Annotated in this window: 11 protein-coding genes; 3 read left to right on the forward strand and 8 right to left on the reverse strand. The window is 58.5% G+C overall.

All coding sequences use genetic code 11. The annotated features are described in order from the left end of the window. Nucleotides 1-143: 143 nt before the first annotated feature. From H7K52_RS11345 to phoB, 3 genes are read right to left on the reverse strand one after another with little or no spacing between them, the layout of a single operon-like run. On the reverse strand, nt 144-1,064 hold the full coding sequence (locus H7K52_RS11345) for a PstS family phosphate ABC transporter substrate-binding protein (protein ID WP_182630054.1): 921 nt from the start codon (nt 1,062-1,064) through the stop codon (nt 144-146). Between the two features lie 19 nt (nt 1,065-1,083). After that, on the reverse strand, nt 1,084-2,397 hold the full coding sequence (phoR, locus tag H7K52_RS11350) for a phosphate regulon sensor histidine kinase PhoR (RefSeq protein ID WP_008924873.1): 1,314 nt from the start codon (nt 2,395-2,397) through the stop codon (nt 1,084-1,086). A gap of 14 nt (nt 2,398-2,411) precedes the next feature. Next, on the reverse strand, nt 2,412-3,101 hold the full coding sequence (phoB, locus tag H7K52_RS11355) for a phosphate response regulator transcription factor PhoB (RefSeq protein WP_003852491.1): 690 nt from the start codon (nt 3,099-3,101) through the stop codon (nt 2,412-2,414). Nucleotides 3,102-3,298: 197 nt separating this feature from the next. Between phoB and sbcD the strand changes: the two genes are divergently transcribed. Then, entirely contained in the window at nt 3,299-4,498 is a 1,200-nt protein-coding gene (gene sbcD / locus H7K52_RS11360) for an exonuclease subunit SbcD (RefSeq protein ID WP_182630055.1), read from the forward strand. Next, a complete protein-coding gene (locus H7K52_RS11365) occupies nt 4,495-8,169 on the forward strand; it encodes an SbcC/MukB-like Walker B domain-containing protein (RefSeq protein ID WP_182630056.1) in 3,675 nt (1,224 codons plus the stop codon). The genes sbcD and H7K52_RS11365 overlap by 4 nt, the downstream gene beginning before the upstream one ends. Before the next feature lie 29 nt (nt 8,170-8,198). On the opposite strand, the gene H7K52_RS11370 is transcribed toward H7K52_RS11365, so the two are convergent. Genes H7K52_RS11370 through H7K52_RS11380 form a run of 3 tightly spaced genes read right to left on the reverse strand, consistent with a single transcriptional unit; the run spans nt 8,199 to nt 9,900 of the window. Further along, entirely contained in the window at nt 8,199-8,855 is a 657-nt protein-coding gene (locus H7K52_RS11370; protein WP_003852482.1) for a DUF799 domain-containing protein, read from the reverse strand. Further along, nucleotides 8,852-9,211: a DUF4810 domain-containing protein gene (locus H7K52_RS11375; protein ID WP_008924868.1), complete on the reverse strand. Its 360-nt coding sequence runs from the start codon at nt 9,209-9,211 to the stop codon at nt 8,852-8,854. Before H7K52_RS11375 ends, H7K52_RS11370 begins: the two co-directional genes overlap by 4 nt. Nucleotides 9,212-9,222: 11 nt before the next feature. Continuing rightward, complete coding sequence (locus H7K52_RS11380) at nt 9,223-9,900, reverse strand: CsgG/HfaB family protein (RefSeq protein ID WP_008924867.1); 678 nt, start codon at nt 9,898-9,900, stop codon at nt 9,223-9,225. 168 nt (nt 9,901-10,068) lie between these two features. Here H7K52_RS11380 and H7K52_RS11385 point away from each other — a divergent pair, with 168 nt between their 5' ends. After that, the gene (locus H7K52_RS11385) at nt 10,069-10,446 is read left to right on the forward strand and encodes a cell envelope integrity TolA C-terminal domain-containing protein (protein WP_225613881.1); all 378 of its coding nucleotides are present in this window, start codon (nt 10,069-10,071) and stop codon (nt 10,444-10,446) included. Here H7K52_RS11385 and qhpR read toward each other — a convergent pair. Continuing rightward, nucleotides 10,443-11,510 carry an AraC-like transcriptional regulator QhpR gene (gene qhpR / locus H7K52_RS11390; RefSeq protein WP_003852478.1) on the reverse strand — a complete coding sequence of 356 codons (1,068 nt, stop codon included), beginning with the start codon at nt 11,508-11,510 and terminating at the stop codon, nt 10,443-10,445. The genes H7K52_RS11385 and qhpR overlap by 4 nt on opposite strands. 161 nt (nt 11,511-11,671) lie before the next feature. Continuing rightward, complete coding sequence (locus tag H7K52_RS11395) at nt 11,672-12,676, reverse strand: phosphotransferase enzyme family protein (protein ID WP_105099445.1); 1,005 nt, start codon at nt 12,674-12,676, stop codon at nt 11,672-11,674. Between the last annotated feature and the right edge of the window lie 78 nt (nt 12,677-12,754).

Here is a 12,754-nt window from a genome sequence, read left to right on the forward strand (position 1 = left end):
TGCCGGTAATAACGACAGGAAATCATTGCACTCTGAAATAAATAGCCATCTGGATGGCTACATGTCTGAAAACAGAGTGTCATGAGTGGCATGCATCTGCAACTGAAGAAAATTCAGGGATCATGAAAAAAATTCAACCGGGATTAACGCAGGGCGGCGCGCGCCTCTGCCATCTGGCTGTCTGAGAGCGGCAGATAGCCCGCTTCGCTGACCCGCCGCTGTCCTTGTGGTGAAAGAACCTGCTGCAGAAATGCCGCCACCAGCGGCGGCAGTGGTTTACCGGGTGTTTTATTAACATAGAGATAGAGTGGACGCGCCCAGGGATAACGGCCGCTACGAATAGCATCGGCATCCGGGGCAATCGCCTGGCCCTGATCATTCGTCACCGCCAGCATTTTTACGCCGCTGAGATGAAAGCCAAAACTGGCGTAGCCGATGCTGCGCGAATTACCGGCCACCGCCTGCACCACCGCGGCCGAGCCAGGAAACTCCGCTACGTCGCTGCGGAAATCGCCTTTGCAGAGCACCTGCTGTTTGAAGAAACCCCAGGTGCCGGAGGCGGAATTACGTCCATAGCGCTGAATGGGGCGTTTGTTCCATTGCGCGCCGGTTAAACCGAGATCGCCCCAGCGCAGCGGCACACTGTGTGCGCCACACAGACGGGTAACGGAGAAGATGGCGTCGAGCTGACGCGGTTCAATCTGCTGCAGCGGGTTACGCTGATTCACCACCACCACCAGCGCATCCATTGCCACCGGCACCGCCAGCGGCGGATAGCCGTAGCGCGCCTCAAAAGCCTGACGCTCATCGGCCTGCATCGGGCGGCTCATCGGACCGAGCTGTGCGGCACCTGCTGCCAGCGCGGTCGGCGCGGTTGAGGAACCGGAGGCCTGAACCTGCACATTGACGCCCGGCGCCTGCCGACTAAAATCCTCGCCCCACAGGGTCATAAGATAGCCAAGCGTATCTGAGCCGACACTGCTGAGATTGCCGGAGAGCGTGCCGTGCTGGGCCAGCGCCAGGCCCGGCAGCAGCGTAACAATCAATACAAGAAGAATGCGCATCAGGAAGATCCGGCAGCCATTAATGAACGGCATTCTCCTGCATCACGCTGCTGACAATCAACCTCGCGGGCAGCGTAAACGTAAAACAGGTCTCTTTGTGCGGCACGCTGGTGATGTCGAGCCGCGCGTTGTGGTGACTCAGCGCATGTTTCACTATCGCCAGACCCAGCCCGCTGCCACCAGTGGCACGTGAACGCGCTTTATCGACGCGGTAGAAACGCTCGGTCAGACGGGGAATATGTTCTGAAGCAATACCCGGCCCGTTGTCGCAAACCCGGAAGGTGGCGCCCTGTTTGCCGCGCAGCCAGCTGATATCAATCCGCGTGCCATCCGGAGTGTGATTTACCGCGTTATAAACCAGATTGGAGATAGCACTGCGAAGCTGTTCATCGTTGCCGAACACTTTCAGATGGGGATCGGTATGGAAATGAATATCGTGACGACCGCCACTTAGCGTCGCCGCCTCATGCTGCAGCAGCTTCAGCATGACCGGCACATCCACCTTCTCTTTCAGATCGATGGCAGGCGCGGCTTCAATGCGCGACAGCGTCAGCAGCTGTTTGACCAGGCTGTCCATACGGCGCGTCTGCTCAGACATCGTGTGCAGCGCTTTGCTGCGCGAAGGCTCGCTCATCACCGAGTCGTTCATCATCTCCAGATAGCCCTGCAGCACCGTGAGCGGCGTACGTAACTCATGGCTGACGTTGGCAAAGAAGTTGCGGCGCGCCCCTTCCAGCTGATGCATCTGCGTCACATCACGCGCCACCAGCAGCCACTGCCCCTCGCTGTAGGGCATAACGCGGAATTCCATGTGAAGTTTGTTGTTCAGCACCAGCGTCAGGGGCTTGTCAAAATCGCGCTGGCGCAGATAGCGTGAGAACTCCGGATAACGCAGCAGATTGAGGATGTTCTGGCCATTATCTTCCGGCCAGCGCAGACCCAGGTGCTGCTGCGCCAGACCGTTACACCAGAAAATAGTGCCCTCTTCCGTGGTCAGGATCACCGCATCCGGCAGCGACTCGGCACCGCTGCGGAAACGTTTGATCAGATTACCGAGTTCACGTCGCCGCCGCCGGTTGCGCAGTTGCATCTGGTAAAGACCATAAAACAGCGGTTCCCAACTGGCACGCCCGGCGGGTGGCGTCATGGTGCGGTCGAGCCACAGCCAGTGCGACAGCCGCATCAGATTGTGGAAATGCCATAACAGCACCATGACCACGCTCAGCAGCAGCCACCAGGGCAAACCGCCAGACAGCAGGCCCAGCAGCACCGCAGGCAGACAGGCCAGCAGCAGTTCTGTCAGTAATCTCTTCCAGGAGAGGCGTTCCAGCACGGTAAAGGCTCCGTTTAATAGCGGGCAGAGAAACGATACCCTGTTCCACGGACGGTTTGTACCATGCGGTCGTGGCCGGAGACTTCCAGCGCTTTACGTAAACGGCGGATGTGAACATCAACAGTGCGATCTTCCACATACACATTGGTGCCCCAGACGTGGTTCAGCAGCTGTTCGCGGCTGTATACGCGTTCCGGGTGAGTCATAAAGAAGTGCAGCAGCTTATATTCGGTCGGGCCCATCTCCAGCGGCGTGGTTTCGGACATCACGCGATGTGAAGAAGGATCCAGACTCAGTCCCTGCATCTCAATCACCTCTTCCACCGCCATCGGTGAAATACGGCGCATCACCGCTTTAATTCGCGCCATCAGTTCTTTAGGCGAAAACGGCTTGGTAATGTAATCATCGGCGCCCACTTCCAGGCCACGCACCCGATCTTCCTCTTCGCCACGCGCGGTGAGCATCATCACCGGGATATCCCGCGTCATCGCCTCGCGTTTCAGATGCTTGATAAACTGAATACCGCTGCCACCAGGTAACATCCAGTCCAGTAAAATCAGATCGGGCCATGGTTCAATCAGCTTGCCCACGGCACTGTCATAATCTTCCGCCTCAATTGGCTGATAGTCGTTCTGCTCCAGAACAAAACACAACATTTCACGGATGGGGGCTTCATCCTCCACAACCAAAATGCGCTTAGCCATTATTACTCCTGCTGATTATGACGGCTGTCACTGAGATTCGCGGCGCCATTATGCGTCAGATTTGTGACACTTTTATGAAAAACATAACCTGCCTGTAACGCCGTTGGTAATCATTTATGACAGCGCAGCGACAATTTTTCGCTTTGGCCGCAGAGCCAGTATAATCGCCGGGCGAATCACAACGGCAGGGACTCATCATGCGCATCATTCATACTGCGGACTGGCATCTGGGGCAGTTCTTTTACAACAAAAGTCGGGCAGCCGAACATCAGGCGTTTCTCGACTGGCTGTTGATCCAGATTGAACAGCATCAGGTGGATGCGTTGATTATTGCAGGCGATCTGTTTGATACCGGCACGCCGCCCAGCTACGCCCGCGAGATGTTTAACCGCTTTGTGGTGGCGCTGCAGCCCACCGGTTGTCAGCTGATTGTGCTGGCGGGCAACCACGATTCCGTGGCGACGCTGAATGAGTCGCGCGAACTGCTCGCCTGTCTCAACACCCGGGTAATAGCCACCCCCCAGGAACAGGATGATGTGTTGCTGCTGAACACACGCCAGGGCGAACCAGGTGCACTGCTCTGTGCCATTCCCTATCTGCGACCGCGCGATATTCTGCGCAGCCGGGCGGGTCAGTCAGGGCGCGATAAACAGACCTCGCTGCTGGAGGCGATTGCCCAACACTATCAGCAACGCTTCGCCGCCGCCCAGGCGCTGGGTCATGCATTGCCGATTATCGCTACCGGACATCTCACCACCGTCGGGGTCAGCCAGAGCGATTCGGTGCGTGACATCTACATCGGTACGCTTGATGCCTTCCCCGCCAGTGCCTTTCCGGCCGCTGACTACATTGCACTGGGCCATATTCATCGCGCCCAGCGCGTGGCGGGCAGCGAGCATATCCGCTACAGCGGTTCGCCCATTCCGCTGAGTTTTGATGAGCTGGGCAGCGAAAAAAGCGTCTTTCTGCTGGAGCTTGCGGCAAGCGGCCTGCAATCCGTTACGCCGCTGGTGGTGCCGCAGGCGCAGCCGATGCAGGTGCTGAAAGGATCGCTGGCACAGATTGCGGAACAGTTACACGCCTTCAGCACGGCTGAGCAGGAGAAGCCAACCTGGCTCGACATCGAAGTCACTACGCAGGAGTACCTCAGCGATCTGCAGCATCAGGTCGAAACCCTGACCGCCACGCTGCCGGTTGAAGTCCTGCTGCTGCGCCGCAGCCGCGAGCAGCGGCAGCAGAGCCTGGCGCGGCTCGACAACGAAACCCTGAGTGAGCTGAAAGTGGAAGAGGTCTTTGCCCGCCGGCTCGCGCTGGATGAGGAGCTGCAACCTGCGCAAATCGACGAGATGACCACCCTGTTCCGCCAGACGCTGGCCGCCATGGAAGAGACCCAATGAAGATCCTCACGCTACGGTTTAAAAACCTCAATGCTCTGCGCGGTGAATGGTTTATCGACTTCCGCGCCGAGCCTTTTGCCAGTAATGGCCTGTTTGCCATAACCGGCGCGACCGGCGCGGGTAAAACCACCCTGCTGGACGCCATTTGTCTGGCGCTCTATCACCAGACGCCGCGCCTGGGCGCGATTTCCCAGAGCCAGAATGCGCTGATGACGCGCGACAGTGCCGAATGTCTGGCTGAAGTAGAGTTTGAGATCAAAGGCGAAGCCTGGCGCGCCTTCTGGAGCCAGAACCGTGCGCGCGGCACCGCTGACGGTAAGCTGCAGGCCCCGCGCGTTGAGCTGGCGCGCTGCGCCGACAACACCATTGTTGCCGATAAAGTCGGTGACAAGCTGAAGATGATCGAAACCCTCTCCGGGCTTGATTTCGAACGTTTTACCCGCTCAATGATGCTGTCGCAGGGCCAGTTTGCCGCCTTCCTCAACGCTAAAGCCAGTGAGCGTGCCGAACTGCTGGAGGAGCTGACCGGCACCGAAATTTACGGCCTGATCTCCGCCGCTATCTACGAGCGTCACAAAGAGGCGAAAACGCAGCTGGATATGCTGCGCAGTCAGGCGGGTGCGATGGCACTGCTGGATAGTGACGCGCGTGACGCCCTGCAACTGCAGCTCACCGATCTGACCGACGCGGAACAGCGGCTCAGCGCGCACTATCAACAGGCGCAGCAGCAGCAGCAGTGGCAGCAGCAGGCGCAGCAGTTACAGCAGGAGAGTGAGCAGGCTGATGCCGCGTTGCAGCAGGCCCAGTCCGCATCCCAGGCGGCAGAGACGGACCGCCAGCGGCTGGCTCGCAGCGAACCGGCTGAAAAGCTGCGGATAAAACTGCAGCAGCGCGATGCATTACGCACCGAACAGCAGCAGGTCGAGAGCCACTGCCAGCAACTGACCGCATCGGCGCAGCAGGCGCATAATCAACAGCAGCAGCATCAGCAAAATTACACTGCTGCTCAGACGGCGCGCCAGCAGGCGCTTCAGGAACAGCAGCAGCAGGAGAACCTGCTGACGGAACAGGTATTACCGCTGGATCAGCGAATCACCACGCTGCAGCAGCACTTTGCAGAGCAACAGCAGGAAAATGCCCGCCAGCAACAGCAGGCTGACCAGACGCAGACCAGACTGGTGGAGCAGAAGCGTCAGGTCATGTCAGTGCAGCAGGCGATCACTGAACAGCATCAGTTACGTGAGCAGCTTGCCGATCTGGCGCATTGGGGCGCTTCACTGCCGGTATGGCAGGAGAACTTTGCCCTGCTGGCACAGCGTGAAGCGACGCTGGCCGAACTGCAGCAGCAGTGCGAACAGCAACAAAAACAGATTGACGCGCAGCAGGCGAAACAGCAACAGCAGGCACAGCAGGCCCTGCCGCGCCAGCAGGCGGAGCAACAGGCACACCAGGCGTTGTTGCAGGCGGAGCGGGCACTCACTTCGCTTCATGAACAGCATCCGCCCGCTGCACTGCGGCAGGCATTAAGCCAGTTGCAGACCAGCCGTCCGGCTCGTCAGCAACTGTTGCTGCTCTCCACGCAGTGGCAGCCACTGCATCAGCAGCTGAATCAGCGCCAGCAGCGGCTGACCGCGCTTGAAAAAGCGCATCAGCAGAGTGAAGCGGAACTTCAGACTCTGCGTGAAACGTGGAAACGCGAAAAACAGCAGCTGGATGACGTTGAAAAAATTTGTGCGCTGGAGCAGCAGATTATCGATCTCAGCGATTACCGCGCCCGGCTCACCCCCGATCAGCCGTGCCCGCTGTGCGGCTCCTGCACCCATCCGGCTGTTGAAACCTACAGCACGCTGGAAGTGAGTGCTAACCAGCAGCGCCGGGCTGCGCTGCAGCAGCAAACTGAGGCATTGCGTGAAGCAGGAACGGCAAAAAGCGAACAGCTAAAACAATCTGCCGTTCAGCAGCAGACCCTGCGTGACGAAATCGCGGAAATGCAGCGTCAGCTTGACCAGCTTGAGCAGCAATGGCAGGCACTAAGCGGTGAGCTGGCACTTACCTTCACCCTTGCCGACCGCGAAGCGTTAGCCGCGTGGCAGCAGCAGCAAAGCGAACACGAAAACCAGCTTGAGCAACAGCGACTGGCACAGGAAGCCGCAGAACAGGCACGTCAGGCCGCGAAAGATCACCATCTTCAGCAGTTGCAGGCCTGGCAGCAACATCTGCAGGCAGAGCAACTGGCGCAGCAGTCGCTGATCAGCCTGCAGCAGGCGCTGGATGCGCTGCAACAGCGGAAGCAGCAGGAACAGCAGGCCATGGCGCAGTTGCAATCCCGTTTAACCCAACAGTTCAGCGCCCACAACCTTGCCCTTCCCGATGCCGTGAATCGCGACACATGGCTGGCGGAACAGCAGAGGCGCTGGCAGCGCTGGCAGGAGAGTGAGCAGTTGCTCGCTAACCTGCAGCCGCAACTGTTAAAAGGCGAAACCCAGCTCACCGCCCTGCAACAGCAGGCAGAGCAGGAACAGCAGCAACTGGCCATCCGTCAACAGCAACAACAGCAGAGCCAGAGACAGTTAGGTGAAATGCGTCAGCAGCGTCAGGCGCTGTTTGGCGATCGCGAGGTCACCCTCGCCCGTCAGCAGATGCAGGCCCGTATTCAGCAGTCTGATGAACAGCTGACGCAGCAGCTCGCTGCCCTGCAGCAGGCGCAGGCTGAGGTCAGTCGACTGCAGGGTGAGCTGTCGGGACTGGAAAATCAGCGTCAGACGCTCAGCGGCAAACTGACAGAAGCGGAAAGTGCATTGCAGCAGTCACTGGAGAGCGCCGGATTCGCGGATGAAGCCAGCCTGCGCGCGGCGCTATTGGATGAGCAGACCGCGCTGCAACTGCGCCAGCAGCTGCAGCAGCTCGATCAGCAATGCCAGCAGCAGCAGGCGCGACGGGCAGATCTGCGCCAGCGGCTCAGCGTCCATCAGCAGGCGAAGCCTGACGCGATGCCGGAATCCGCCGAAGCGCTGGCACAGCAGCTCGAGCAGTTACGGCTGGCACTGCGCGACAACGCCAGCCTGCAGGGCCAGGTTCAGCAGCAGCTGCACAGCGATGCCAGCCTTCGCGCCCGTCAGCAGAGCCTGATGACGCAGATTGAACAGGATGGTGTGGTGCTGGCGCAGTGGAGCCGGCTCAACGATCTGATCGGTTCCGCGACCGGCGACAAGTTCCGGCGCTTCGCCCAGGGCCTAACGCTGGATCATCTGGTGTCGCTCGCTAACAGGCAGCTTGATCGGCTGCATGGCCGCTATCTGCTGCAACGCCGGGCGCAGGATTTGCTGGAGCTGGATGTGGTCGATACCTGGCAGGCTGATGCGGCACGCGACACCCGCACGCTGTCGGGAGGCGAGAGCTTTCTGGTGAGTCTGGCACTGGCGCTGGCGTTATCGGATCTGGTCAGTCATAAAACGCGTATCGAATCGCTGTTTCTGGATGAGGGATTCGGCACGCTGGATGCTCAGACGCTGGATACCGCGCTGGATGCGCTGGACGCGCTTAACGCCAGCGGTAAAACCATTGGGGTGATCAGCCACGTGGAAGCGATGAAAGAGCGTATTCCGGTGCAGATTAAAGTGCGTAAGATGAATGGGTTAGGCTACAGCCAGTTGGAACTTCCGCAGGGATAACGGGCGCCAGCGCGCCCGTCTGAGTCTGATCAGCGGGCGCTAACCAGCGTGTAGCGTGGGCCGGTAAGTAACCCGCCCTGCTCGTTCTGGGACAGCAGTCGATTGCTGGTCAGTCCGGCCACGGTGTGCGCTTTATCAGTGACGTTGCTGGCAATCTGTTTGATCGCCGCGTTCACCAGCATCCCCACCAGTCCGCCATTGTTATTGTTGTTATCTTCACTGTCGCTGGCAGTGGCCTTACCCTGCCAGATCTCTTTGCCGCTGCGCAGATCCACCAGCCGTGCCTGGGCCGTCACGGTCGTCACGCTATCAATGACCCGATAGCTACTGCCATATTCGCTGATCGAGACATAGAGCGCGCTGTCGGCATGGAAAATCTCATTCAGACGCTTCGCGCTGACCGCCTGGGCATCAGTGGCGCTGGTCACGCCATTCTGCTGAAAGGTCTCTTCAACAACCGCCACCGGGAAGACGTAGTAACCGGCTTCGGCCAGCGGACGCGTCACCAGCGAGTTCAGGCTGTGAGCAGCGTTGATATCCGGTGATTTATTATCCGCAGGCAACACCAGAATTGAGGCGGGCTTGCTGGCACGAAACGCGCTGTAATCATAAGGTTTTTTCGGGTGCGCACAGCCGGTCAGCAACAACACCATCAGCGCGCCGCTCAGGGCAATCAGTTTTTTCACTGAACCACTCCTTGTTTTTTACTCATCAGAAAATCCATGTAAGGTGCCGATTCGGGAAACAGCTGCTTCTCGATGGCAAACTGCTCAAAGGCTTTATTGGTGTCGCCGGTTTTGGCAAAGAGCAGACCCAGCTGGGCATGCAGGCCAGGCGCAACCGGCTGGTTAACAGCACGGGCTTTTTCGATATCCAGATTCAGCGCATCAATCTGCTTCAGCGGATCGCTGCCCGGCTGATAGTAGCTGTAGACCTGCTGCTGATAATCGCCCCAGTAGTAGATCGTCTTCGGCGCTTTTGGCGCACAGCCGGCCAGCAGCGCTGCGGCAATCAGCAGGCTGCTCAGTGTCATCATCTTCATTTACTGCTTCCTTATTTAGCCGGACGCCATGCGCCGTTGTTGATTCCATCCACTAAATGATCGACCGCTTCACGAATCGCCAGATCCATAACTTTGCCGTTCAGCGTTGAGTCATAGCTGCTGGTGCCGCCAAAGCCGATGACTTCACGCGCCGAAAGCTGGTACTCGCCTGCGCCCTGGGAGCTGTAGACCACTTCAGAAGTGGTGACATCCACCACGTTCAGATTCACTTTGGCATAGGCGACCTGCGTTTTGCCGCGGCCCAGAATGCCCCACAGCTGCTGATCGCCCACTTCTTTGCGGCCAAATTCGGTGATATCACCGGTGATGATGTAGTTCGCGCCTTTGATATTCTGCTGGCTGCGTTTGAAATCCGACTCCTGCTGCAGCTCTTTCAGGTTACTGCGATCCAGCACGCTGAAACGGTTGGTCTGCTGCAGATGGGTAATCAGAATAGTTTTCGACTGATTGCCCAGCCTGTCGACGCCATCAGAAAAGATGCCGTTCATGTAGGAGGAGCGATTATCAAACTGGCCTACCGCAATCGGGCTGCGCACGCCCTGGTAAACCGGCTGACTGGCTGCGCGAACCTGCGGGGCCTGAATAGCGCGGGAAGATTCGGTGGCACAGCCGCTGATCAGTGAGGCCATTAACAGGGAGAGTGCCGCAAAGGCATAATTTTTCTGCATTTCTAATCCATGAAGTAAAAGAGACGTAATCCGCGCCAGGGCGGTAAATTCTGGTTCTGTCGACAGTCGGAGTAATGCCATAGCATTCATGATGCCGGTCTGTAGACTGTCGGCAGCAGACAGGAAGATCTTTAAGGAAAATTGGCCAGTTAAATGAATTTAATTAATATGAAGATGAGAATATTGCTGGGGATGATTATTGCAGTGTCGCTCAGCGCCTGTCAGCAACCTGTGACAAAGCAACAGGATAGTGTGGCAAATCTTTGTCAGCCTGCGAAAGATCCGGACAGCAAATCCTGTCACTGGACTAATCAAATGCAGCCGGTGCTCAACAGGCAGTTCACGGATGCGGCGCGTTATGCCGGTCAGCAATGTCTGGTACGGATGGAGTGGCAGGCGCACAGCAGACATTATGCGGTGACCCAGACTCAGGGTGATGAAGCGCTCTGCCTGCGTGCCTGGCAGCTGGTGGCGCAGACCCGCGATCTGCCGCCGCCACCGGAGCCCGGGCAACCGGCGTGGTTCGGCTTTGCGCCGCGCGGTTAGCTGGCCAGACCTTCCTGACGCCACTGGCGCGGACTGATGCCAAACCAGCGGCGAAACGCGCGTGAGAACGCACTGACTTCCGAATAGCCCAGCAGCAGCGCCATCTCTGAGATCGGCAGCTGCTTTTGCTGCAGATAATATGTCGCCATTTCGCAGCGCACCTGATCCACCAGCGCGGTAAAGCTACTGCCCTCTTCGCGCAGCCGCCGCTGCAGTGACCAGCTCGACAGCCCGAGTTTATCCGCCACCTCTTCCAGCACAGGCTCACCCTGCATCAGCGATAAATTAACCTGCGATCGCGCCTGTTCAATCATGCTTTGCTGTGACGTACCACGATTAAGCCGCCGGATCGCATCCTGCATCACCATTAACAGGATCGGATCGCTCTCTGGCATTGCGCGTAGCAGATCGCGCTTCGGGATCACCAGCGAATTAAACGGCTGATCGAACCAGACCGGCGCATCAAACACTTTACAGTGATCGTGCCACTGGCCGGGACGCGGATGTTCAAAGTGAACTTCACGAGGTGCCCAGTGCCTGCCTGCCACGTGACGGATCAGATTCATAAACATGCCAAGTGTAAGCTCGGCATCCTGACGGCGCGACAGGATTGCGCCGTGTCGCACCTGGTAGTCGAGCCGCCAGCACTCCCCCTTATCCACCAGCCGGGTTAAGGTGTCGTGCTGATGCCAGGGAAACGCATTGACCACATTGTGCAGCGCCTGCTCCAGCGTGTCGGAGCACAAGCCGATGTAGCCAATCAGGCCTAATGACTGCGGTTTAAACTGCCTGCCGTAGTGCAAACCGAAGTTATCAAAACCAGAGTGACGCGCCGCCTCTTCCAGTACCCGACAGTAGTTAACCAGTCCCAGACTCAGCGTCGGGCTGGCCAGGCGCTCGGGATCAATGCCGCTGATGCCGAAGATGCGATCAACATCGCCGCCCTGGGTATGAATAAAGTCGCTTAAGCCGGTCGCCGCCGCTGCCAGCACGCCGTGATTGCCTGCGCCCGCCGCTGCAGAACAGGCCGCAAAGGCATCAGGCTTTATCAGTGTCGGATTCATGGTCGCCTCTGTCAGAATTCAGGTGGATCACCCGTCACATGATCAGAGCAAATTCCATACCAGGTCCCCGATGCCTGCCACGCCGCCTGTGGGGGCGTCAGGCTGCGCGTGAGCATAGCATCGGGCACTGCGGCGGCGCAGTCACGCCCGCCGCTGGTGCATCAGACGCCAACCGGCAGCTGCTGACCGTCCAGATAGCGGCGGCAAAGACGAACCGAATGGCTGGCCCACTCCGGACCCAGACTGTGCGCCATTTCAGTCTCGGCATGGGATCCCACCCATGCAGTGAGCTGGATGCGACGCTGGATCAGCAGCGCAGGTAACATGGCCATCTCCGCGTCGCTGATATGCGCCACCTGCTCGTAACCGCGAATCCAGTGATCGATCCACTCTGGCGCGCGCGGATGATGCTCAACAAAACTGATCGCCGCCGCCAGATCGTGCAGATACCAGCCAAGTCCGCAGTCATCGAAGTCGATCACCCGCGTTTCACCCTTGTGCAGCAACAGATTGGTGAGTCGCAGATCGGCGTGGATCAGGCCATAACGATCAGATCCTTTGCCAAACTGCGCCATCGACGCACCCACCTGACTTATCGCCTGCTCGACCACGCCGTGATCGGCGGGATTCAGATTAGGCGCATCCTGCCAGCGTCCCCAGTGACTCTCGCTACTCGTCATGGTGTGGTGATCCCAGATAATCCGCTGGAAACCCGCAGGCGGCTGCCACTGTTTACTGTGCTGATGCAGCCGCGCGGTAATCGTGCCCAGCTGCTGAAAAGCGCGGGGATCGACGTCGGTGGTTGGCATCTCGCCATCAATCCAGTGAAACAACACTACGTACCGCTCACCGCCATCCGGCAGTCGCAGCGTCAGTACGGTTTCACCCTCTTTGTCCGGCACCGCTTCCGGCACCATAATGCCGGTTTCACGCAGCGCATCGAGCCACAGCAGCTCACTGACAATGTCCGCTTTTTGATGGTAATCGCCGCGATGCAGCCGCAGTGCATAACGCCGGCCTGCTGCCTGCAAGAGGAATGTGGCATTCTCTGAGCGGCACAGCAGGCTGAGATCTCCCTGTAGCGCGGCGGGATAGCAGGCCAGCGCCTGCTGCGCCATCAGGGTGAGTTGGGAATCAGTCAGGTTGTCATATTGTTTAGCGCTCATCAGTCCGGCTCCTTTTCACTTGCGTTATCTCAGCATGCGTTGCCAGAAGGTGAGCTGCTTGACCTCAGAAGAGACAAA

The sequence above is a fragment of the Pantoea hericii genome, assembly GCF_014155795.1.
GTDB lineage: Bacteria > Pseudomonadota > Gammaproteobacteria > Enterobacterales > Enterobacteriaceae > Pantoea > Pantoea eucalypti.

Bases quoted from the DNA above. Each gene is read 5' to 3' on its own strand.
- H7K52_RS11345 (WP_182630054.1), bottom strand. From the start codon at position 1,064: ATGCGCATTCTTCTTGTATTGATTGTTACGCTGCTGCCGGGCCTGGCG.
- phoB (WP_003852491.1), bottom strand. From the start codon at position 3,101: ATGGCTAAGCGCATTTTGGTTGTGGAGGATGAAGCCCCCATCCGTGAA.
- sbcD (WP_182630055.1), top strand. From the start codon at position 3,299: ATGCGCATCATTCATACTGCGGACTGGCATCTGGGGCAGTTCTTTTAC.
- H7K52_RS11365 (WP_182630056.1), top strand. From the start codon at position 4,495: ATGAAGATCCTCACGCTACGGTTTAAAAACCTCAATGCTCTGCGCGGT.
- H7K52_RS11375 (WP_008924868.1), bottom strand. From the start codon at position 9,211: ATGAAGATGATGACACTGAGCAGCCTGCTGATTGCCGCAGCGCTGCTG.
- H7K52_RS11380 (WP_008924867.1), bottom strand. From the start codon at position 9,900: ATGCAGAAAAATTATGCCTTTGCGGCACTCTCCCTGTTAATGGCCTCA.
- H7K52_RS11385 (WP_225613881.1), top strand. From the start codon at position 10,069: ATGAAGATGAGAATATTGCTGGGGATGATTATTGCAGTGTCGCTCAGC.
- qhpR (WP_003852478.1), bottom strand. From the start codon at position 11,510: ATGAATCCGACACTGATAAAGCCTGATGCCTTTGCGGCCTGTTCTGCA.
- H7K52_RS11395 (WP_105099445.1), bottom strand. From the start codon at position 12,676: ATGAGCGCTAAACAATATGACAACCTGACTGATTCCCAACTCACCCTG.